Genomic DNA, 24,106 nt, shown 5'->3' with positions numbered 1-24,106 from the left:
CTGATAAAATAATTTGGATTTAATGAGAAAGAAAGGAAAATGAACATGTCAGTAATCACATCTAATCCATGGTTAATGGTTTTAGCTATTTTTATTATTAATGTTGCTTACGTAACTTGTTTGACAATGAGAACGATATTAACACTCAAGGGTTATCGTTATGTTGCAGCAGTTGTAAGTTTCTTAGAGGTTTTAGTATATGTAATTGGTTTGGGAATGGTGATGTCTAGTTTAGACCAAATTCAAAATGTCTTTGCATATGCTTTTGGATTTTCAATCGGTATTATTGTAGGCATGAAAATTGAAGAGAAATTAGCACTTGGCTATACAGTTGTGAATGTTACTTCATCTGAATATGAATTAGATTTACCAAAGCAATTAAGAGATTTAGGTTATGGCGTTACGCATAATACTGCTTATGGTAGAGATGGTACGAGGTTAATTTTACAAATATTAACACCAAGACGCTTTGAATTAAAATTAATAGAAACAATTAAGCAAATTGATGAAAAAGCGTTTATCATTGCATACGAACCAAGAACAATTCACGGTGGTTTTTGGGTTAAAGGTGTGCGCAGTAAGAAACTTAAACAATATGATCCAGATAAAGTGGAAAGTATATGAAAAAGCAACAAAAGTTTAAAGTAGAAGAAAACGAAACGGTACAAGATTGTTTGCAACGTATGCGAGATGCTGGATATATGCCTATTAAACGCTTTGAAAAGCCGATTTATAAAGAAAATAAAGATGGTGAATACGAAGTATATAGACAAGAAATTCAATTTGTTGGTAAATTAATAGAATAATTGTTCCAAAATAGCTAAGAAATCAGATATGAATTAGTGCTAGATATATAAGTGTAATCGTTGACAGAGATAAAAAATCTCAGGTCAACGATTTTTTTAATCATGTTGTTCCATTTTGATATAGATTGATAAATTTTTTGAGTAGAATAAGGTTTTTCTGCACGCCTTTTGATAAAACGTGTTAAAATTTCTGTAAGAAGATAGAAAAGACTTATACATTTATGGTCAATTCTGTTAAACTAATAATGACAAGATTAAACACGAACTTTAACCGTATTTTTTGAATGAATGTACATGTTTTTGGAGTTTGTGGACTAAAACTTACGCAAGATAGGAGCTTATTTCAATGATAGAACGTTATTCTAGAGAAGAAATGTCTAATATTTGGACGGATCAAAATCGCTATGAAGCTTGGTTAGAAGTAGAAATACTGGCATGTGAAGCTTGGAGTAAATTAGGTGATATACCTGCTGAAGATGTATTGAAAATTCGCCAGAATGCAAAGGTTGATGTTAACCGAGCAAAAGAAATTGAAGAAGAAACACGACACGATGTCGTTGCATTTACAAGACAAGTATCAGAGACATTAGGTGAAGAGCGTAAATGGGTTCACTACGGTTTAACATCAACTGATGTAGTTGACACTGCATTAAGTTATGTTATTAAACAAGCAAACGATATTATTGAAAAAGATTTAGAAAGATTTATTGATGTTTTAGCCAAAAAAGCTAAAAATTATAAGTATACTTTAATGATGGGGCGCACACACGGTGTACATGCGGAACCTACAACATTTGGTGTTAAGATGGCATTATGGTATACAGAAATGAAACGTAATTTAGAGCGTTTTAAACGTGTGAGAAAAGAAATAGAAGTCGGTAAAATGAGTGGTGCAGTAGGTACCTTTGCGAACATCCCACCCGAAATTGAAGCGCATGTTTGTGAAAATTTAGGTTTGGATGCAGCAGCTGTTTCTACTCAGACATTACAACGTGATCGTCATGCATATTATATAGCTACCTTAGCGTTGATTAGCACTTCTATGGAAAAATTTGCAGTGGAAATACGTAATTTACAAAAAACTGAAACAAGAGAAGTAGAAGAAGCTTTTGCTAAAGGTCAAAAAGGTTCGTCAGCAATGCCACATAAACGTAATCCAATTGGTTCAGAAAATATCACTGGTATTGCGCGTGTTATCAGAGGATATATTACGACAGCATATGAAAATGTTGCTTTATGGCATGAGAGAGATATTTCGCATTCATCTGCAGAAAGAATCATGCTACCAGATGTAACGATAGCTTTAGATTACGGATTAAACAGATTTACAAATATTGTAGAAAGACTTACTGTATTTGAAGATAATATGTTAGCAAATATCGATAAAACATTTGGTCTTATTTATTCACAACGCGTATTACTAGCGCTGATAAATAAAGGTTTAGCACGCGAAGCGGCATACGATAAAGTACAGCCAAAAGCGATGACATCTTGGGAAACAAAAACACCGTTTAGAACGTTAATTGAACAAGATACAACTATTACAGATTTATTAAGCACTGAAGAATTAGACGAATGCTTTAATCCAAAACATCATTTAAACCAAGTTGATACGATTTTTAGCCGTGCAGGATTAGAATAATTGAAATTTACTGATGAAATCGTTACACTTTAATGTATTAGCACGTTGAATTAAGATTAAAATGAAAGTACAGGGGTTGTTTTTAATGCAAATAGAAAAATTAAGAGGAAAAGCATTAGATGAATTATTTGATGCAATTCTTACATTAGAAAACAGAGAAGAATGTTACCAATTCTTTGACGATTTATGTACAGTTAATGAAATCCAATCGTTATCTCAACGATTGCAAGTCGCAAAAATGATTAAGCAAGGTTATACTTATGCGACGATTGAACAAGAGTCCGGTGCTTCAACTGCAACAATTTCTCGTGTTAAAAGATCTTTACAATGGGGAAATGATGCTTACACAATGATTCTAGACCGCATGAATATTGAAACGACCGATTAATTAACAATTCTATATACTATAGCGAAGTGTAATTTTAATGATTTCATTTGAAAAGCTGTTAGCAAAGAAACCTTCTTTGCTGACAGTTTTTTTGTTGTTAATTTAAAGTGTATTGATAAAATAGAAATAAGGCTTTAAATTTTTTGAATATATTTAGCGAGAAACATGATTAACTTATGATTTATTTGTCATGTTAAAATACATTATAAAATCCTATATCGTTTTAGAACTCAGTGGTTAAAAATGATATAATCAAAAGTATGCTAAAAAAAGGAGTAACATATCATGTATGACATTAAAAAGTGGAAACATATTTTCAAATTAGATCCTGCCAAGTCTATTTCTGATGAAGATTTAGATGCAATATGTATGTCTCAAACCGATGCAATTATGATCGGTGGAACAGATGATGTTACTGAAGATAATGTTATTCAATTGATGAGTAGGGTGAGGAGATATCCTTTACCTCTAGTTTTTGAAATTTCCAATATAGAAAGTGTTATGCCTGGATTTGACTTTTATTTCGTACCGACTGTATTGAATAGTACAAATGTAAAATATCATAACGGCATACTTTTAGAAGCATTGAAATCTTTTGGACACGTCATTGATTTTGAAGAGGTTGTTTTTGAAGGATATGTTGTCATGAATCCTGAAAGCAAAGTAGCACAAGTTACACAAGCTGAAACAAATTTAACAGATGAAGATATTGAAGCATATGCTCAAATGGTTAATGAAATGTATAAATTACCAGTCATGTACCTTGAATATAGTGGTACATATGGAGATGTTGAAAAGGTTAAGACAGCTGCAAATATGTTAAGTGATACACAACTATTTTATGGTGGTGGCATTAGTAATCAAGAAGAAGCTGAAGAAATGGCTTCGATTGCTGATACGATTATCGTTGGTGATATCGTTTATAAAGATATTAAAAGCGCATTAAAAACAGTTAAGATAAAGGAGTCACATAAATGAATGCATTAGTAAATAAGATGAATGATGAACAAAGCTTAGCAGTACGCACTACAGAAGGGCCATTACTTATTATGGCGGGTGCAGGTTCAGGCAAAACACGTGTTTTAACTCATCGTATAGCTTACTTGCTTGATGAAAAAGACGTATCTCCATACAACATTCTAGCGATTACTTTTACAAACAAGGCAGCAAAAGAAATGAAAGCACGTGTGGAAGCTTTAGTCGGTGAACCAGCTCAAGTTATATGGATGTCAACGTTCCACTCAATGTGTGTAAGAATACTGAGAAGAGATGCAGATAGAATTGGCATTGAACGTAATTTTACTATTATTGACCCAACCGATCAAAAATCAGTTATCAAAGATGTATTGAAGAATGAAAATATAGATAGTAAAAAGTTCGAACCGAGAATGTTTATAGGTGCTATTAGTAATTTAAAAAACGAATTGAAAACGCCAGAAGATGCTCAAAAAGAAGCTGATACTTATCATGAGCAAATGATTGCTACAGTATATAAAGGATATCAAAGACAGTTATCAAGAAACGAAGCATTGGATTTTGATGATTTAATCATGGTTACAATTCGATTATTTGAACGTGTGCCAGATGTTTTAGAATTTTATCAAAATAAATTCCAATACATACACGTCGACGAGTACCAAGACACAAACAAAGCACAATATACATTAGTTAATCTTTTAGCGTCTAAATTTAAAAACTTATGCGTAGTTGGAGATTCTGATCAATCTATTTATGGTTGGCGTGGCGCTGATATTCAGAACATACTTTCCTTTGAAGAAGATTATCCTGAAGCTAAAACGATATTTTTAGAACAAAATTATCGTTCAACTAAAAATATATTAAATGCAGCTAATGAAGTAATCAAAAATAATTCAGAGCGTAAACCTAAAGGATTATGGACAGGTAATACATCCGGAGATAAAATTCACTACTACGAAGCTACTACCGAGCGAGATGAAGCTGAATATGTAGTCAAAGAAATTATGAAACAACAACGCAACGGAAAAAAATTCAAAGATATGGCTATCTTGTATCGTACTAATGCACAATCTCGTGTGTTAGAAGAGACATTTATGAAATCTAATATGCCTTACACAATGGTCGGTGGTCAAAAATTCTATGACCGAAAAGAAATTAAAGACCTACTTAGTTATTTGAGAATAATAGCCAATAGTAATGATGATATAAGTTTACGCCGTGTAATAAATGTGCCAAAACGCGGTGTTGGACCTTCGACAGTAGATAAAATTCAGGCCTATGCTGCTCAAAACGATATAAGTATGTTTGACGCGCTAGCAGAAGTGGATTTTATAGGCTTATCTAAAAAAGTTACGCAAGCATGTATTACTTTTTATGACATGATACAGAACTTAATTAAACAACAGGAATTTTTAGAGATTACTGAAATTGTTGAAGAGGTATTAGTTAAATCAGGTTATCGTGAGATGTTGGAACGAGAACAAACATTAGAATCAAGAAGTAGATTAGAAAATATAGATGAATTTATGTCAGTGCCTAAAGATTACGAAGAGAATACCCCATTAGAAGAACAGTCATTAATCAACTTTTTAACAGACTTATCTTTAGTTGCAGATATAGATGAAGCGCAAATAGATGATGGTATAACGTTGATGACAATGCACTCAGCAAAAGGACTAGAGTTTCCTATTGTATTTATAATGGGGATGGAAGAATCATTATTCCCACATATAAGAGCAATAAAAAGTGATGATGATCATGAAATGCAAGAAGAAAGAAGAATTTGTTATGTTGCGATTACACGTGCTGAAGAAACGTTATATTTAACGCATGCAACTTCAAGAATGCTTTTTGGAAGACCACAGTCCAATATGGCTTCAAGGTTCTTGAAAGAAATACCTGAAGATTTATTAGAAAATGAAAATAAAGCACGAGCTACGGCACAAGGAAATCGATTTAAATCTGCAACCAAACAACCTGAAAAAAGAGGTTATAGTAAACGTGTTACTTCTTCTAAAAAAGCACAACAATCAACGGATTGGCATGTTGGTGACAAAGTTATTCATAAATCATGGGGTGAAGGCATGGTGAGCAATGTTAATGAAAAAAATGGTTCAGTTGAACTAGATATTATCTTTAAATCTGAAGGACCTAAACGTTTGCTTGCTCAATTTGCACCTATTGAAAAGAAAGGGGAATAAAGCGTGGCTGACTTACAATCGCGTGTCGATGCATTACATCAATTGCTAAATCAATATAGCTATGAATATTATGTACAAGATAATCCTTCAGTACCAGATAGTGAATATGATAAACTTTTGCACGAATTGATAGATATTGAGGAAAACTATCCAGAGTATCAAACAGTTGATTCACCTACAGTAAGGGTAGGTGGCTCAGCTCAATCAACGTTTGAAAAGGTAAATCATGATACACCGATGCTGAGTTTAGGAAATGCTTTTAATGAAGAAGATTTAAGAAAATTTGATCAACGTATACGTAAGCAAATTGATCAAGTTGAATATATGTGCGAGTTGAAAATAGATGGTTTGGCTGTGTCTCTCAAGTACGAAAATGGTAGGTTCGTACAAGGTTTGACACGTGGTGATGGTACTACAGGCGAAGATATTACCGAAAACTTAAGAACGATACATGCGATACCATTAAAGATTAATGAAGCCAGAACATTTGAAGTTCGCGGTGAAGCATATATGCCTAGAAAATCATTCTTTGATTTAAACGAAGCCAAAGCACAAAATGACGAACAACCATTTGCTAATCCAAGAAATGCAGCTGCTGGTTCACTGCGCCAATTAGATTCCAAACTTGCAGCAAAGAGAAAACTAAGTGTTTTCCTATATAGTGTGAATGACTTTACACAATTTAATGCTCATACACAAAGTGAAGCTTTAGATGAATTAGATAAATTAGGTTTTAAAACAAATAAAGAACGAGAACGTGCTCAAACTATAGAAGAAGTATTCGACTATATTGAAAAATGGACGGAAGCGCGGGAACAGTTGCCATATGATATTGATGGCATTGTTATTAAAGTGAATGATTTAGATCAACAAGATGAACTTGGGTATACACAAAAATCTCCGCGTTGGGCAATTGCATATAAGTTCCCTGCTGAAGAAGTCATGACAGATTTATTAGATATTGAACTTAGTATTGGTAGAACAGGCGTCGTTACACCTACGGCCATACTTGAGCCAGTAAAAGTAGCGGGAACGACAGTTTCTAGAGCTTCTTTACATAATGAAGATTTAATTCATGAAAAGGATATCCGAATTGGCGATAGTGTAGTAATTAAAAAGGCTGGCGATATCATACCAGAAGTTATAAAAAGCGTTTTAGATCGTCGACCGGAAAATGCTGAAGTTTATCACATGCCAACACATTGTCCTAGTTGTGATCATGAACTAGTTAGAATAGAAGGGGAAGTAGCATTAAGATGCATCAATCCAAAATGCCAAGCACAACTCGTTGAAGGTATGATTCATTTTGTATCACGACAAGCAATGAATATAGATGGTTTAGGTACTAAAATTATTCAACAACTTTATGAAAATGAAAAAATAAAAGATGTTGCTGATATATTTTACTTAACTAAAGACGATTTGCTACCATTAGAGAGAATGGGTGAGAAGAAAGTCAACAATCTATTAAATGCGATTGAACATTCTAAAACAAACTCATTGGAACATTTACTATTTGGTTTAGGAATCAGACACCTAGGGGTCAAAGCGAGCCAAGTCATTGCTGAAAAATATGGAACGATGGATCATTTATTTGATGTTACTGAAGAATCATTAATTGAAATTTATGATGTTGGTCAAAAATTAGCACAATCATTAGTCACTTATTTAGAAAATGAAGATATCCGTGCACTTATTAATAAATTAAAGGAAAAACATGTTAATATGACTTACAAAGGTGTCAAAACAACTGAGTTAGAAGGTCATCCAGAATTTATTAATAAGACCATTGTATTAACTGGTAAGTTATATCAAATGACAAGAAATGAAGCTTCAAAATGGTTAGAATTGCAAGGTGCTAAAGTTACAAATAGTGTTACTAAAAAGACAGATCTAGTAATTGCTGGAGAAGACGCTGGTTCAAAACTTACAAAAGCCGAAAAATTTGGCACAGAAGTTTGGACGGAGGATGACTTTGTCCAGAAACAAAAAGAAATAGAGGGATAGAGGAGATAATGCATGAAAAGAACGATTATACTATTCATCTCAGCAATTTTTCTATTATCAGCATGTGGAAATGATGATAATGAAAAAAGTAAAGAACAACCTGATGACAATAAACAGCAAGAAAAATCCGGTTCAGTAAAAGAAATCGCTACTGATAAACATGTTCAAGGTAATAATTATAGAACGATTTTACCATTTAAAGAAAGCCAAGCACGTGGTTTATTACAAGATAACATGGCAAATAGTTATAATGGGGAAGATTTCGAAAACGGCCTCTTAGAATTGAGTAAACAAGTTTTTCCAACTGACGATTATTTATATCAAGATGGTCAGTACTTAGATAAAGATACGATTAATGCTTATTTAGATCCAAAATATACTAAATCTGAAGTAGATGAGATGGATGAAGATGAACGAAAAGAAAAGAAAGCGAATGAGAATTTAGGTCTAAATCCATCTCATAATGGAGAAACAGATCCAGAAAAAATTGCTGAAGAATCACCTGCGTATCTTTCAAATATTTTAGAACAAGATTTTTATGCTAGTGGTGATACTAAAGGTAAGGAAATTAAAGGTATGACTATCGGACTAGCTATGAATAGTACATATTACTATCAAAAAGAAAAAGATGGCGAAACCTATAGTAAAAAATTAGATGACAAAGAAATTAAAAAACAAGGTAAGCAAATGGCAGGAGAAATTTTGTCGAGAGTCAGAGAAAATAAAGATTTGAAAGACATACCAATACACTTTGCAATTTATAAACAAACTGGTGAAAATTCAATTGTTCCAGGTGAATTTATTGCTGGTACGACAGTTGAAGACGGCAAGACGCGTATTAATGAATGGAAAGATATAAATCAAACTACAGCATTGTTACCTTCTGATGAAGCAGGGGAAATTGATGAAAATTTAAATAATAATTTTAAGCAATTTAATGATAATTTACAGACGTATTTTAACAACTTTACTCAAGCAGTGGGTACAGTTAAATTCGATAATAAAAAAGCAAAACAATTAACAGTTGATGTACCGATTGATTATTATGGTGAAGCAGAAACAATTGGTATCACACAATACATCACTGAACAAGCAGAGAAATACTTTGATGATATTGACGAATATGAAATTCGCATAAAAGATGGTAACAAAGCAAAAGCTTTAATCAGTAAAACTGAAGATGACAAAGATCCACAAGTTCATATTTATAAAAACAATAATTAGTATACGTTTTCTCGATAAAAGCCACTCTATGTAATCACGTTATGTGTTACAAGAGTGGCTTTTTAGTATCAATTTATAGTGAGAGCGTTGCGATTCGATTATTCTTTAACCATTTCTTTAACTTTATTTAAATCGTGCTCTACAAATTCACCAGGTTTTTTAGTAATTTTACTTACTAGATAAGTAACTATCACACTTGCTAGAAAACCAGGTATTATTTCATACATACCAAATATTTCATTTACTGATGCTAGCGGTTTAACCCAAGCAATCCACACAATAACGACTAAAGCTCCTGTAATCATACCACTCAGCGCGCCAGCGTGAGACAACCCTTTCCAGTATAGTGAGAAAATCACTAACGGGCTGAACGCTGCGCCAAATCCTGCCCAAGCATTACCGACAAGGTTTAAAATTGTATCATTTGGTGACCATGCAATCCAAATTGCAATAATTGCAACTAGTAAAACAGATAGTCGTCCAATCATTACAAACTCTTTTTCGTGAGTTTTTGCTTTCGCTTCACCACGAATAAGTTTATAAAAATCTTCAGTTAATGAACTAGAAGTCACTAATAACTGAGATGAAATTGTGCTCATAATAGCTGCCAAGATAGTTGCCAACAAGAAACCGCCTACAAGAGGGTGGAATAAAATTTGGCTCATAATGATAAAGAGTGTCTCTGGATCTTCCATTTTAATGTGGTATTGAGGTATAAATGCGATACCTGTTAGGCCTACAGCAACTGCGCCTAAGAGACCAATAACCATCCAGCTAATACCTAAACGTCTTGCTTTTGGTAAAAGTTTATGTGTTTTAATGGACATAAACCGAACAATAATATGTGGTTGACCAAAATACCCCAATCCCCAGGCAAATAATGAAATAATACCTAAAAACGTTGTCCCTTTAAACAAATCCATATTGGTAGGTTTCATAGCTGCTACTTCGCTAAAAGTATCCAAACCGTTGAGTTTTGTAAGTGCTACAATAGGAACCATTACCATTGCGATTAACATAATTACACCTTGGAAGAAATCCGTAATGGATACAGCTAAATACCCACCAAAGAACGTATAAAAAATTACTATTGCTGCAACTATGATAAGTCCCCAATGATAGTTTAAACCAAAAGCACTTTCAAATAATTTTCCACCAGATACAAACCCAGAATGTGTATATAAAGTGAAAAACACAACAATAATTAGACCTGAAATTATTTTTATGTAATTTTTACGGTCATTGAGTCGAATTTTAAAAAAGTCTGGCAGGGTGATAGCGTCTCCTGCAATTTCAGTATAAATGCGGAGTCGAGGTGCAACTACAAAATAGTTAATATAAGCGCCGAGTGATAAACCGATTGTAATCCACATTGCTGATAAACCAGTGCTATACACAGATCCAGGGAGACCCATAATCATCCATCCACTCATATCGGATGCACCTGCTGATAAGGCAGTTACGTAAGGGCCAATACTTCTACCTCCCAGCATAAATTCACTTAAATTACCTGTTGATTGTTTGTAACCATAATAGCCAATAACTAATAAAATGATAAAATAAATGATAATCATAATATACGTTTGCCAAGTAACGTGAACTTGATTAGCTAAAGATGTACCTAGAATAAACATAATACTTCAACTCCCTTATCCCCAGAATATTAAATTGTGTTACATGAATTATTATACAATGTAATTTATAAATAGAGTAGATTTATTTTTATTTTTTTGAAATATTTAGCTCAATGACAAAAATGAAAGTGCTTACAAAACATAGAATGATATTACGCACTTTATAAAATTTATGATTTATTATGCAATAATTGTTATTAATACTATGAAAATTGTATATATTGTTTTTGAAACATATTTAAGTTACATAATTACAAATGTTTTACCAAACGGAACTTAATTAAAATATGGTTATTTATTGTTATTGTTGAAAAGTTTAGATTTTTGTTTGAAATTTTGATACAATTTTATAATGAATGAGTAAAAAGGAGGCTTTTATTTAATGGCTAAAGTTACACGTGAAGAGGTAGAGCATATTGCTAATTTAGCTAGACTTCAAATATCTGAAGAAGAAACAATTGAAATGCAAGATACATTAGAAAGTATTTTAAATTTTGCTAATCATATAGATACAGCAGACACTAGCTCAATTGAGCCAACTTATCACGTATTAGATTTACAAAACGTGTTAAGAGAAGATAAAGCAATCGAGGGCATTCCTCAAGAGCTTGCATTAAAAAATGCTAAAGAGACGGAAGATGGACAGTTCAAGGTACCATCTATCATGAATGAGGAGGACGCTTAAGATGACCATCCGTTATGAATCTGTGGAAAATTTAATTACATTAATAAAAAATAAAGAAATTAAACCTTCACAAATAGTGAACGATATCTATGATGCAATTGAAGAAACTGATCCAACAATTAATTCATTTCTTGCATTAGATAAAGACAATGCTATTAAAAAAGCACAAGAATTAGATGAGTTACAAGCCAAAGACCAAATGGAAGGCAAACTATTTGGTATTCCAATGGGAATTAAAGACAATATTATTACTGAAGGTGTAGAAACAACTTGCGCTAGTAAAATGCTAGAAGGATTTGTACCTATTTATGAATCTACAGTAATGAATAAATTACGCAATGAACAAGCTATTTTAATTGGAAAACTAAACATGGATGAATTTGCAATGGGAGGTTCTACAGAAACTTCTTATTTCAAGAAAACGTTAAATCCATTTGATCACACGGCTGTTCCTGGTGGTTCATCTGGTGGTTCAGCAGCAGCTGTTGCAGCGGGATTAGTACCTTTTAGTTTAGGTTCAGATACTGGTGGCTCAATTCGTCAACCTGCAGCTTATTGCGGTATTGTAGGTTTAAAACCAACTTATGGTCGTGTATCACGTTTTGGTTTAGTAGCATTTGCGTCTTCATTAGACCAAACTGGGCCGCTAACGCGCAATGTTAAGGACAATGCTTTAGTATTAGAAGCAATTACTGGTTTAGATGAAAATGACAGTACGAGTGCACCTGTAGAAGATGCAGATTTTACATCTGATATTGGTAAAGATATTCAAGGCCTTAAAGTGGCATTACCAAAAGAATATCTCGGTGAAGGTATATCTGATGAAGTGAAAGCATCTGTAAAAAAAGCTGTTGAAACATTGAAAGAACTAGGTGCTACAGTAGAAGAAGTTTCATTACCGAATACGAAATATGGCATTCCTTCTTATTATGTAATCGCATCATCTGAAGCATCCTCAAACTTATCACGTTTTGATGGTATCAGATACGGTTATCATTCTCCAGAAGCAAATTCACTAGAAGAATTATATAAAATGTCAAGAAGTGAAGGATTTGGTGAAGAGGTTAAGCGTCGTATTTTCCTTGGCACATTTGCACTAAGTTCAGGATACTATGATGCGTTCTATAAGAAATCACAAAAAGTTAGAACATTAATAAAAAACGATTTTGATCGTATTTTTGATAACTATGATGTTGTAGTTGGGCCAACAACACCAACAACTGCATTTAATATAGGTGAAGAAATCGATGATCCACTTACAATGTATGCGAATGACTTACTAACAACACCAGTTAACTTAGCTGGCTTGCCAGGTATATCTATTCCTTGTGGTAAAGCGAATGGACGTCCAATTGGTTTGCAATTTATTGGTAAACCTTTTGATGAGAAAACATTATATCGTGTCGCTTTCCAATATGAATCAAAATTTAATTTGCATAATGAATACGAAAATTTATAAGGAGTGGAAATCATGCATTTTGAAACAGTTATTGGACTAGAGGTCCATGTTGAGTTAAAAACAGAATCTAAAATGTTTTCTCCATCGCCAGCACATTTTGGAGCGAAACCTAACTCAAACACAAACGTAATTGATTTGGCTTACCCTGGAGTACTACCAGTTGTCAACAGACGTGCCGTTGATTGGGCGATGAGAGCGTCAATGGCATTAAATATGGATATTGCAACAGAATCAAAATTTGATCGAAAAAACTATTTCTATCCAGATAATCCTAAAGCATATCAAATTTCACAATTTGATCAGCCAATAGGTGAAAATGGTTATATTGATATTGAAGTAGATGGTGAAACAAAACGCATAGGTATCACACGCTTACACATGGAAGAAGATGCTGGTAAATCAACACATAAAGATGGTTATTCATTAGTTGACTTAAATAGACAAGGTACACCATTGATTGAAATTGTGTCTGAGCCAGATATTCGTTCACCACAAGAAGCATATGCATACTTAGAAAAATTACGTTCAATTATTCAATATACTGGTGTTTCAGATTGTAAAATGGAAGAAGGTTCACTGCGTTGTGATGCCAATATTTCATTACGTCCATATGGTCAAGCAGAGTTCGGAACAAAAGCAGAACTGAAAAATCTAAACTCATTTACTTATGTACGTAAAGGGTTAGAATATGAAGAAAAACGTCAAGAAGAAGAATTGTTGAATGGTGGAGAAATCTTACAAGAAACAAGACGATTTGATGAATCTACGGGTAAAACAATTCTTATGCGTGTGAAAGAAGGATCAGACGATTACCGTTACTTCCCAGAACCAGATATCGTACCTTTATATGTTGACGATGAGTGGAAAGAACGCGTACGTCAAACAATTCCTGAATTACCAGATGAAAGAAAAGAAAAATACGTGAATCAATTTGGTTTACCAGCATATGATGCACACGTGATTACATTAACAAAAGAAATGTCTGATTTCTTTGAAGGTGCCGTAGCAGAAGGTGCTGATGTAAAATTAACTTCCAACTGGTTAATGGGTGGCGTTAACGAGTACTTGAATAAACATCAAATAGAATTATTAGATACAAAACTCACACCACAAAATCTTGCTGGTATGATTAAATTAATTGAAGATGGCACAATGAGCAGTAAAATCGCTAAAAAAGTTTTCCCAGAACTAGCTGAAAATGGTGGAGATGCAAAACAAATTATGGAAGATAAAGGTTTAGTTCAAATCTCTGACGAAGCGACACTTCTTAAATTTGTAAATGAAGCATTAGACAATAATCCACAATCAGTTGAAGACTATCAAAATGGTAAGGGTAAAGCAATGGGCTTCTTAGTTGGTCAAATTATGAAAGCTTCAAAAGGTCAAGCTAACCCACAATTAGTGAATCAACTATTAAAACAAGAATTAGATAAAAGATAACAAAATCATTTGCATTTTGAACAGTTATAATCTAATTAATGAGTAACCGAGAAATAAACAGCTTGGATAAAGTATTAAACGTCAATTTCTATAACAAAATAGGAATTGACGTTTTTTTATAAAACTTTAAGCGCACATTGAACTACTACTTTTTAATGTAATTTTATAAATTGCTGAATTCAATGAAATAATATGTGTGAAATATTATAAGAACGAACGATATATCAGGCAAGCATTATTCACAGTCAAAATCTTAAATTTAAAATATAAGAGCGCTAATTTAAATTATGGATAGTGCCATGTTTTGATAATAGGAATGGAAGTTTCAATTTCTTTAATATTAAGTAGTATATTATATTTTCTTTTTGAAAATAGCCTAAATGCTTTTATCATTTAACTAAATCATTTAATATATATACTGAGTATAAAAAGTTGAGGGATAAAATATGAGAAAACGAGCTAGAATCATTTATAACCCAACATCTGGTAAAGAATTGTTTAAACGAACATTGCCAGATGTGTTAATAAAATTAGAAAAGGCCGGTTTTGAAACGAGTGCCTATGCAACTGAAAAAATTGGTGATGCAACAACTGAAGCTAAACGTTGTTTAACTCAAGACTATGATGTTTTAATAGCTGCAGGGGGCGATGGGACGCTCAATGAAGTCATCAATGGTATAGCAGAACATCCAAATAGACCTAAAATTGGAATCATCCCAATGGGAACTGTAAATGATTTTGGGCGTGCATTGCATTTACCCAATGATATTATGAGTGCGATTGATGTGATTATAGAAGGCCATTCAACGCGCGTTGATATTGGAAAAATGAATAGTAGATATTTTATTAATTTAGCTGCAGGGGGACAATTAACACAGGTATCTTATGAAACACCAAGTAGATTGAAATCAATTGTTGGTCCTTTTGCATATTATATTAAAGGATTTGAAATGTTACCTCAGATGAAAGCTGTTGACATACGTATCGAATATGATGATGAGGTTTTTCAGGGAGAGGCGCTCTTGTTTTTATTAGGTTTGACCAACTCTATGGCAGGATTTGAAAAATTAGTGCCTGATGCCAAATTAGATGATGGTTATTTCACCTTGATTATAGTGGAAAAAGCTAATTTAGCAGAGTTAGGGCATATTATGACCCTTGCTTCAAGAGGTGAGCATATTAAACATCCTAAAGTGCATTATAAAAAAGCAAAATCAATCAATATCTCTTCATTTATAGATATGCAATTAAATGTGGACGGTGAATATGGTGGTAAATTGCCCGGAAATTTCTTGAATTTAAAACAGCATATTGAAGTTTATACACCAAGTGACATTAAAAATGAGGAACTAGTTGAGCAATAACAAATATAATATTAAAATAAATCGTAATCGTGAACTAGTTTAAATAAATGAGTTAAAATGAATCTTCAAAAACGTTAATAGACAACGAGGTTAGGTAAAGATACAAATAGCCTAACCTCTTTTATATGGGGTGATAATATGAGCATATTACAAAAAAATGAAATCTTAGAAGGACACGTAATTGATTTAACACATGAAGGACACGGCGTTGTAAAGTTAGATCGGTATCCTGTGTTTATTCCTAATACTTTAATAGATGAAACGATTAAATTTAAAGTGATTAAAGTAAAAAAGAATTTTGCAATAGGTAAATTAATAGAAATTAAAGAACAAAGTAAAGAACGTGTTGAGCCACCATGTGTATATTATTACAAATGCGGAGGCTGTCAATTACAACATATGACATACCAAGCTCAATTGAATATGAAAAAAGAACAAGTAATTAATTTGTTTCATCGAAAAGCAGATTTTAAAGATACAATTATTAATGACACAGTTGGTATGGAAAATCCTTGGTATTATCGAAATAAATCACAAATACCTGTTGGAAAGAATAAAGACGAAGAGATTATCTCAGGTTTTTATAGACAAAGAAGTCACGATATTATAGATATGGAAAGTTGTTTAATTCAAGACCAATTGCATCAAGAAGTTATGAATCAACTTAAAGTTTGGTTTAACGAATTGAATATTAGCGTTTATAATGAACATAAAAAACAAGGGCTTATGAGGCACGTTGTCATTCGTACTGGACACCATACAAGAGAGTTAATGGTGATATTTGTGACCAATGGCAAGAAATTTAAACAGAGTGATTTACTTGTGCAAAAATTAGTTAAAGCATTTCCTGAAATTACAAGTATAAAGCATAATGTCAATAATACACATTCAAATGTAATATTAGGAGCGGATTCTAATACTTTATATGGTAAGACAACAATCAATGATAAATTATCAGACGTTACCTTCAAAATAAGTGATCAATCTTTTTATCAAATTAATTCGATACAAACTGAAAAATTGTATCAACTTGCGATTGAATACGCAAACTTAAAGCAGGATGATGTTGTCTTGGATACTTACTGTGGTATCGGAACGATAGGTTTATATATGGCACCAAAAGCGAAACATGTTTATGGCGTAGAAGTTGTGTCAGAAGCCATTGAAGATGCTAAACAAAATGCGACTATAAACCAATTTGAAAATACTACTTTTGTCTGTGGTAAGGCAGAAGAGGTTATATTAAAATGGAAATCACAAGGAATTAAACCAGATGTAGTGATGGTTGATCCGCCTAGAAAAGGCTGTGACGAAACATTTTTAAAAACATTATTAGAATTAAACCCAAGAAAAATTGTCTATATTTCATGTAATCCTTCAACACAACAACGTGATGCGCAATATTTAGCACAACATTACAAACTAACGAAGATTACACCAGTAGATATGTTTCCTCATACAACACATGTTGAAGCGGTTGCTCAATTTAATCGTATATAAAACGTAGGTTAATAGATAAGCATGATTTAATAAACATTGTGTAAAGTTAATTAACTTATTGTTTGCTCAGTGTTGCAGTTTATTTCAATGTAAGAAGATTTGTTAAAATTCAATTACAAGTCATTAACTTTGTTCAATAGCTCTTTCTAAGTGATTAAAATCATTGTATACTCTAGGTAATAACAAAGCATTTGGAGGGTTGCTAATGTTTAAAATTGAGTTGTTTTCTAATAAAAAGTTATTAGAAGGATTCTTACTATTCCAATTAACAATAGTAATGATCAGTATATTGTTATCATATAAATTTGCTTATTTATTTGCTTCGGTTATAGAGCAAAATATCTTATTTAATTTATTGTATGGTATTTTAGGTTTTACTATTGTTTATTTCTTACATGAATTGATTCATAACTTAATGTTTCGCATCTTATCAAAAGGTCGAAAACCTATTTATAGAGTTAAATATGGTTTGATAAAGTCACATATGCCACAAGTTTATTTCAAAAAATGGCAATATAGCTTAATTATGTTAGCCCCTTTAATTATTATATCACCCATTTTATTTATCATATTTTTTATTACGCCTTACTCATCTATCATATTTATTACAAGTTTTCATATTGGATATTGTGTTGTGGATTTGTATTTACTTTCAGGTGTGTTAAATGAGAAAGTGGAAGTCATAGAAGATACTGAGGATGGTATTAAATATTATACAAAAAACCCTTCAATTGAATTGCAAACTGAATCAAAACCATAATAATTAATTAATCTGAGTTAGTAATACTGCTAAATACATAATTATCATTATAGATGATATCGTATTTAAGAAGCGGATAGCTAACTCTTTTTTGTTTGTTTTACTATCATGAGCATATATTATGTAACAAAATCATTTAGATTGTAAGATAAATATCAATAATATAATTATATAAGTTTAAAAAGGGAGGTGTGTGCATTGACAGAAAGAAGAATCATTCATATAGATATGGATTATTTCTTTGCTCAAGTAGAAATAAGGGATAATCCAAGTTTAAAAGGGAAACCAGTTATCGTCGGTGGAAAAGCGAGTGGTAGAGGCGTGGTGTCAACAGCTTCTTATGAAGCAAGAAAATATGGTGTTCATTCTGCAATGCCCACCGCACAAGCACATAAATTATGTCCGAATGGTTTTTATGTATCTCCTAGATTTGAAGCTTATAAGGAAGCCTCAAACACAATTATGAATATTTTTAAAAGTTACACTGAAATCGTTGAACCATTGTCATTGGATGAAGCATATTTAGACATTACGCATTTAGTCCGTCCCGATTTACCAGCGTCTATGATTGCGCAATATATTCGTAGAGATATTTACGAAGCTACCCAATTAACGTCCTCTGCAGGTGTCTCTTATAATAAATTTTTAGCAAAATTAGCGAGCGGTATGAATAAGCCTAACGGTCTAACTATTATTGATTATAAAAATGTACATGAAATATTAATGGGCTTAGATATTGGTGATTTTCCAGGAGTAGGTAAAGCTTCTAAAGAAAAAATGCATGAGCATAAAATTTATAATGGCCAAGATTTATATAACCAAAGTGAGCGTGAATTAATTCGTCTTTTTGGAAAACGCGGTTATGGATTGTACAATAAGGCGAGAGGTATAGATAATAATGAAGTAAAAGCCACAAGAATTAGAAAGTCAGTTGGCACAGAACGCACCTTTGCAACAGATGTTAATGATGATGATCAAATTCTTCAAAAAATTTGGGAGTTAAGTCATAAAACAGCTGAACGCTTAGCCAGAATTCAAAAATCTGGCAAAACTGTCACTGTTAAAATTAAAACTTTTAAATTTGAAACTTTGTCAAAACAAAGAAGTTTGAGAGATCCGATTAGAAATGAGACGGATATTTATAACATTGCTTATAGTTTATATACTGAACTAAAAGATTCAGAAACACCAATTAGATTGGTGGGCGTTACAGTAGGTAACTTAGAAAAAGCGACATATGAAAACATGACAATTTATGATTATATATAAACGAAATATCATGGAAATAATTACTGATTTTGAATAAATTAATCTTTATCTTTTAACTGCTTACCAAATATTGTTAATATACTATTCAAATCATCATAGTGTTTTAATAATCGAAATGTAATCATTGCACATGCTTTAGCATCATTTAAAGCATCGTGATGACCGTGAAAATCTAGATTGTAATAATGCATCATATGATTCAACCCATAACGATGATTATTTATTGTCTTTCTTGATAGTTGTAGTGAACAAAAATAAGTGATTGTTGGTGTGTCTTGACCAATTTGCTTAATGCTGTCATACAAAACATTCATATCAAATGCAGCATTATGAGCAACTACTGGTAATCCATCAATGAATTGCATCATATATGGATATACTGATTCAAATGTCGGCGCATCTTTTACATCATTTGGATTAATACCATGTACGGCAATGTTTTGTTTTGAAAAATAGTCATTTGGATTAACCAGTGTATAAAAAGATTCTGTAATTTGATGATTGATAACTTTGACCATTCCCACTGAACATATACTCGTTCTTTTTCCGTTTGCAGTTTCAAAATCTAAAGCAATATAAGCATTAGCTGTCATCAAGCAAGAACCCTTTCTCTTATAGAATATGTTATGACTTTATATAATTCTCTTATCGAAGTCAAGCGAGTAAAACTCAATTAAGCATAATAGATGATCAACAGTCCTTTCCTACTAGCAAAATACTTAAAAAGCATGCCAATCATGTTGGCATGCTTCTGTATATTCATCATTAATTTTAAAAATTTGTTAGCGTATTAACGCTATGCTTCATCTTCATTAAATGAACGTGCAGCTAATTCTTTCTCATATAAATATAAAGTGTTACTGTCGTCACCGATACGGTTTAAATAATCAATATGTGTATCAAACATTGATTCTTCTTCGACTTGTTCATCTAGGAACCAATTTAAAAATGAAATTGTGGCATAATCTTTATCTTTATTAGCTAGGTCAGATAAATTGTAAAATCTGCGTGTTACATCTTGTTCTTGGGCTAAGCCATCTTCAAATGTTTCTAAGATACTTGTGAATTCAGATTTAGGTGCTGGTATTGAATTAAATATTGCTTGTTCACCACGATCATTGATATAATCATAAATTTTCTTACCATGAAATCTTTCTTCTTTTGCCTGCTGGATATAGAAATTAGCAAAGCCTTCGTAGGACTTACTATCACAATACGCAGCCATTGCCATATAAGCATGTGCAGCAAAATACTCGTGGTTCATTTGTTCATTTAATGCATCTAATAATTCTTTATTCAACATAAGTAATAGCCTCCATGTATCATTTTTCATTAGTATAGCAAACTTATTCTCATTCGTAAATAATAATTATTCTAATCTAAAGAATGTGAAAGATATTTGCATTGAGAATTGTTTGGAATACAACTTAATCGTGTTATAATATTTGAGTGAATAGTAGAGGAGGAAGTAGATGAGACAATGGACTGCAACACGTCTAGCGAGACTGGCAAGACAAGTAAGTCGTACTGTTGGGAAAAAGGGAACAGACTTACCAGGTCAAGTCGCTAGAAAAGTGGATAAAAATATTTTAAGAGAATTAGCATCTCATGTAGATGAGATTGTATTTATAAGTGGTACAAATGGGAAGACGACTACATCAAATTTAATAGGTCATACTTTGAAAGAGAATCAAATAGAAATCATACATAATAATGAAGGTGCCAATATGGCTGCTGGTATTACATCAGCCTTTATTTTACAAATTAAAAAAAACACTAAAATCGCAGTTATTGAAATTGATGAAGGTTCAATACCAAGAGTACTTAATGAAGTTACGCCTACGATGATGGTGGTTACTAATTTCTTCCGTGATCAAATGGATCGATTTGGGGAAATCGATATTATGGTAAATAATATTGCAAAAGCAATTGATAATAAAGGGATAAAATTATTGTTAAATGCTGATGATCCATTTGTCAGTAGATTAAAGATAGCGAGTGACACTGTTAATTATTATGGAATGAAAAAGCACGCGCATGATTTTGAACAAAGTTCTATGAATGAAAGTAGATATTGTCCTAATTGTGGTCGCTTATTACATTATGATTATATTCATTATAATCAATTAGGCCATTATTATTGTGAATGTGGCTTTAAACGAGAAAATACAAAATATGAAGTAGCTCAATTTGATTTAACACCTTTTATAAATTTAAATGTTGGTACTACAACATTTAATATGAAAATTGCAGGCGATTTTAATGCATATAATGCAATTGCTGCTTATACCGTGCTCAGAGAACTTGGATTAAATGATGCGTCAATTCGAAAAGGGTTTGAAACTTATACTTCTGATAATGGCAGAATGCAGTATTTTAAAAAGGGTACGAAAGAAGCAATGATCAATCTAGCTAAGAACCCTGCAGGTATGAATGCAAGTCTCTCAGTTGGTGATCGGATAGAGGGGAACAAAGTTTACGTCATCAGTTTAAATGATCATGCTGCAGATGGACGTGATACATCCTGGATTTATGATGCTGACTTTGAAAAATTAGCGAATCAACAGATAGAAGCCATAATAGTTACAGGTACACGAGCAGAAGAGCTACAATTGAGATTAAAGCTCGCAGAGATAAATGTACCAGTTATTTTAGAAAATGATATCTATAAAGCTACTGCGAAAACAATGGAATATACTAATAGTTTTACTGTAGCAATACCTAACTATACTTCACTTGCCCCTATGTTAAAACAATTGAATCACTCTTTTGAGGAGGATAACGTAAAATGAATGAGTTAACGGTCTATCACTTTATGCCTGATAAATTAAATTTGTACAGTGATATAGGTAATATCATTGCACTTAAACAACGTGCAAAACGCCGTAATATCACTTTAAAAGTTGTAGATATTAATCAGACGGAAAATGTTACTTTTGATGAATGTGATATCTTCTTTATTGGTGGGGGTAGTGACAGAGAACAAGCATTAGCAACATTAGAATTGAGTAAAATAAAAAGTAAGTTAAAAGCTGCTATTGAAGATGGTTTGCCTGGTCTAACTGTATGTGGTGGTTACCAGTTTTTAGGACGTAAATACATTACACCAGATGGCACAGAACTAGAAGGTTTAAATATTTTAGATTTTTATACAGAATCTAAAAAAAATCGTTTAACAGGAGATATTGTTATTGAAAGTAATACTTTTGGTACAATTGTAGGATTTGAAAACCATGGGGGCCGTACTTATCATAATTACGGTACTTTAGGTGAAGTTACTCATGGATTTGGTAATAATGATGACGATGCTAAAGAAGGCATTCATTACAAGAATCTACTAGGTACTTATTTACACGGACCGATACTACCTAAAAATCATGAAATTACAGATTATCTATTAGAAAAAGCATGCGAACGTAAAGGCCTTGTATTTGAACCGAAAGAATTAGACAATTCAGAGGAAGAAGCAGCTAAGAAAGTAATTGTTGAGCGCGTTGCTCAACAAAAATAGTAAAGATTTAACTAGTATGAATAAATCACAGCCTAGGACATTTTGTCCTAGGCTGTTTTGTTGATGTAACAATAGTTAATAGATCAATTTAAGCAAACCGATTATTTAAAATTCTATAAATTAATAGTATTTCATAGACAATATGACTTTTTAATTGATTTTTATCAAACTCATCTAAACCTTTGACGGTGGATTTAAGTAACGACGCTGATTTTGGATGACGCTCAAAATGTCCAGTTCTATGTATGTTATTTATACTCTCAGCAATATTTAGGATGGCAAGTTGCTCATCTTTAGTAAAAGTAACTTGTGTGTCTTTTGGTAAAAAAACTAAGTTAGATAAGTGAGTTATAAATAAGCGATTTGTATGTGTACGCGTAGTTAAAGACTTTAAACGAATCCATTCTGAATTGTGGTGTTTGTGATAACTGAGCTCATCTTTTTGATAAGAAAGTAACGTCTCGACTTTTTGGTTTAAATTTAATAATGTGGTTAATTGTTGATTGGTCGTTCCATTATAAAATTTACCAATAACCAGTTGACGCATACGCTTATGAAATAATGCGTACATTTTTGCTTCAGTTTGATTAATAGCATCATCCAATTGATCATAATATTTGGGAGGTAAGACAATAAAGTTTACTAATCCCGCTGTAACTAATCCAATGATAGCCGTTAATAATCTGGAGAAGAAATTAAAGTAATAAGCATCATGTATGCCAGGAATCATAGCCATTGCAGTTAAAGTTGCTACAGTTGTACCTACTTGTAAATTTAATTTTGTACAAAGAATAATGGTGAATGTTGCACTAAATGCGTAGGCAAAAGCAGATTGATCGCCGAAAATAAAAGTAAATATAACGGCAAATAACGCACCAATAATTGTTGCAGGAAGTCTTCTATAACCTTTTATTAACGATGCCTTAGCGGTTGGTTCAATTGTGACAATAGCTGTTAATATAGCAAAAATTGGATTTAAGTTTAAGGCTAAACAAAAAAGAGCAGTTAAAAAGGTAGCTAAACCTGTTTTCAGAGTTCGTGCACCAACAATATTTTTATACCAAGAATCATTCATATTAAAACTCCTATAAAAATAAACGTTTAATGATTTAACCAGAATTGTAAAAGTGGTTATGTCATTATTTGGTTAAAATGTTAAACTATATATGATAAAAATTTTCTAATTTATTATATCAAAAAAAGTCTGCTATAATAAGAAAGAATATAATTTACAAAAA

At 32.3% G+C, this 24,106-nt stretch carries 21 protein-coding genes; 17 read left to right on the top strand and 4 right to left on the bottom strand.

The window, feature by feature from the left end; all coding sequences use genetic code 11:
- Positions 1 to 45: 45 nt before the first annotated feature.
- The 8 genes from KA873_RS12985 (at position 46) to KA873_RS12950 (ending at position 9,246) form a co-directional block, all read left to right on the top strand.
- Entirely contained in the window at positions 46 to 624 is a 579-nt protein-coding gene (locus KA873_RS12985; protein ID WP_019469590.1) for a DUF2179 domain-containing protein, read from the top strand.
- The gene (locus tag KA873_RS12980; protein ID WP_064264236.1) at positions 621 to 806 is read left to right on the top strand and encodes an NETI motif-containing protein; all 186 of its coding nucleotides are present in this window, start codon (positions 621 to 623) and stop codon (positions 804 to 806) included. Before KA873_RS12985 ends, KA873_RS12980 begins: the two co-directional genes overlap by 4 nt.
- A gap of 346 nt (positions 807 to 1,152) precedes the next feature.
- Positions 1,153 to 2,448, top strand: coding sequence for an adenylosuccinate lyase (gene purB, locus KA873_RS12975; protein WP_107505117.1), 1,296 nt, complete (start codon positions 1,153 to 1,155; stop codon positions 2,446 to 2,448).
- An 85-nt stretch (positions 2,449 to 2,533) separates the two neighbouring features.
- Positions 2,534 to 2,836, top strand: coding sequence for a YerC/YecD family TrpR-related protein (locus tag KA873_RS12970; protein WP_019469593.1), 303 nt, complete (start codon positions 2,534 to 2,536; stop codon positions 2,834 to 2,836).
- A 285-nt stretch (positions 2,837 to 3,121) separates the two neighbouring features.
- Positions 3,122 to 3,814 carry a heptaprenylglyceryl phosphate synthase gene (gene pcrB / locus KA873_RS12965; RefSeq protein WP_064264242.1) on the top strand — a complete coding sequence of 231 codons (693 nt, stop codon included), beginning with the start codon at positions 3,122 to 3,124 and terminating at the stop codon, positions 3,812 to 3,814.
- Positions 3,811 to 6,015 carry a DNA helicase PcrA gene (gene pcrA / locus KA873_RS12960; protein WP_107521394.1) on the top strand — a complete coding sequence of 735 codons (2,205 nt, stop codon included), beginning with the start codon at positions 3,811 to 3,813 and terminating at the stop codon, positions 6,013 to 6,015. Before pcrB ends, pcrA begins: the two co-directional genes overlap by 4 nt.
- Positions 6,016 to 6,018: 3 nt before the next feature.
- Positions 6,019 to 8,022 (top strand): NAD-dependent DNA ligase LigA, encoded by a 2,004-nt coding sequence (gene ligA / locus KA873_RS12955; RefSeq protein WP_107505115.1) that lies wholly within the window; start codon positions 6,019 to 6,021, stop codon positions 8,020 to 8,022.
- 12 nt (positions 8,023 to 8,034) lie between these two features.
- Complete coding sequence (locus KA873_RS12950) at positions 8,035 to 9,246, top strand: CamS family sex pheromone protein (RefSeq protein WP_064264248.1); 1,212 nt, start codon at positions 8,035 to 8,037, stop codon at positions 9,244 to 9,246.
- Positions 9,247 to 9,344: 98 nt separating this feature from the next.
- Here the strand turns inward: KA873_RS12950 and putP are convergent, their stop codons facing one another.
- Complete coding sequence (gene putP, locus KA873_RS12945) at positions 9,345 to 10,880, bottom strand: sodium/proline symporter PutP (RefSeq protein WP_210140560.1); 1,536 nt, start codon at positions 10,878 to 10,880, stop codon at positions 9,345 to 9,347.
- Positions 10,881 to 11,262: 382 nt separating this feature from the next.
- Between putP and gatC the strand changes: the two genes are divergently transcribed.
- The 7 genes from gatC to dinB all read left to right on the top strand — a co-directional run bounded on the left by gatC (position 11,263) and on the right by dinB (position 19,357).
- Positions 11,263 to 11,565 (top strand): Asp-tRNA(Asn)/Glu-tRNA(Gln) amidotransferase subunit GatC, encoded by a 303-nt coding sequence (gatC, locus tag KA873_RS12940; RefSeq protein WP_019469599.1) that lies wholly within the window; start codon positions 11,263 to 11,265, stop codon positions 11,563 to 11,565.
- Position 11,566: 1 nt separating this feature from the next.
- Positions 11,567 to 13,024 (top strand): Asp-tRNA(Asn)/Glu-tRNA(Gln) amidotransferase subunit GatA, encoded by a 1,458-nt coding sequence (gene gatA / locus KA873_RS12935; protein WP_210140558.1) that lies wholly within the window; start codon positions 11,567 to 11,569, stop codon positions 13,022 to 13,024.
- A 12-nt stretch (positions 13,025 to 13,036) separates the two neighbouring features.
- Positions 13,037 to 14,464 carry an Asp-tRNA(Asn)/Glu-tRNA(Gln) amidotransferase subunit GatB gene (gene gatB / locus KA873_RS12930; protein WP_064264255.1) on the top strand — a complete coding sequence of 476 codons (1,428 nt, stop codon included), beginning with the start codon at positions 13,037 to 13,039 and terminating at the stop codon, positions 14,462 to 14,464.
- Positions 14,465 to 14,910: 446 nt separating this feature from the next.
- A complete protein-coding gene (locus tag KA873_RS12925; RefSeq protein ID WP_064264257.1) occupies positions 14,911 to 15,828 on the top strand; it encodes a diacylglycerol kinase in 918 nt (305 codons plus the stop codon).
- A gap of 138 nt (positions 15,829 to 15,966) precedes the next feature.
- Positions 15,967 to 17,328, top strand: coding sequence for a 23S rRNA (uracil(1939)-C(5))-methyltransferase RlmD (rlmD, locus tag KA873_RS12920; RefSeq protein WP_119517847.1), 1,362 nt, complete (start codon positions 15,967 to 15,969; stop codon positions 17,326 to 17,328).
- A gap of 205 nt (positions 17,329 to 17,533) precedes the next feature.
- Complete coding sequence (locus KA873_RS12915; protein ID WP_107505220.1) at positions 17,534 to 18,088, top strand: DUF3267 domain-containing protein; 555 nt, start codon at positions 17,534 to 17,536, stop codon at positions 18,086 to 18,088.
- A 198-nt stretch (positions 18,089 to 18,286) separates the two neighbouring features.
- Entirely contained in the window at positions 18,287 to 19,357 is a 1,071-nt protein-coding gene (gene dinB / locus KA873_RS12910) for a DNA polymerase IV (protein ID WP_064264263.1), read from the top strand.
- Positions 19,358 to 19,395: 38 nt separating this feature from the next.
- On the opposite strand, the gene KA873_RS12905 is transcribed toward dinB, so the two are convergent.
- Both KA873_RS12905 and KA873_RS12900 read right to left on the bottom strand, forming a co-directional pair.
- Complete coding sequence (locus KA873_RS12905) at positions 19,396 to 19,950, bottom strand: 3'-5' exonuclease (protein ID WP_107386600.1); 555 nt, start codon at positions 19,948 to 19,950, stop codon at positions 19,396 to 19,398.
- A gap of 203 nt (positions 19,951 to 20,153) precedes the next feature.
- A complete protein-coding gene (locus KA873_RS12900) occupies positions 20,154 to 20,660 on the bottom strand; it encodes a ferritin (protein ID WP_019469608.1) in 507 nt (168 codons plus the stop codon).
- Between the two features lie 169 nt (positions 20,661 to 20,829).
- On the opposite strand from KA873_RS12900, the gene murT reads away from it, so the two are divergent.
- Positions 20,830 to 22,149: a lipid II isoglutaminyl synthase subunit MurT gene (gene murT, locus KA873_RS12895; RefSeq protein ID WP_107505222.1), complete on the top strand. Its 1,320-nt coding sequence runs from the start codon at positions 20,830 to 20,832 to the stop codon at positions 22,147 to 22,149.
- Positions 22,146 to 22,868, top strand: coding sequence for a lipid II isoglutaminyl synthase subunit GatD (gene gatD / locus KA873_RS12890; protein ID WP_107386598.1), 723 nt, complete (start codon positions 22,146 to 22,148; stop codon positions 22,866 to 22,868). Before murT ends, gatD begins: the two co-directional genes overlap by 4 nt.
- 88 nt (positions 22,869 to 22,956) lie before the next feature.
- On the opposite strand, the gene KA873_RS12885 is transcribed toward gatD, so the two are convergent.
- Positions 22,957 to 23,943, bottom strand: a complete 987-nt coding sequence (locus KA873_RS12885; RefSeq protein WP_064264273.1) for an FUSC family protein — start codon at positions 23,941 to 23,943, stop codon at positions 22,957 to 22,959.
- Between the last annotated feature and the right edge of the window lie 163 nt (positions 23,944 to 24,106).

The sequence above is a fragment of the Staphylococcus sp. GDY8P45P genome (assembly GCF_017892745.1).
Classification (GTDB): Bacteria; Bacillota; Bacilli; order Staphylococcales; family Staphylococcaceae; genus Staphylococcus; species Staphylococcus cohnii.
The sequence above is the reverse complement of the archived record's forward strand: the minus strand, read 5'-3'. Positions and strand labels throughout refer to the sequence as shown.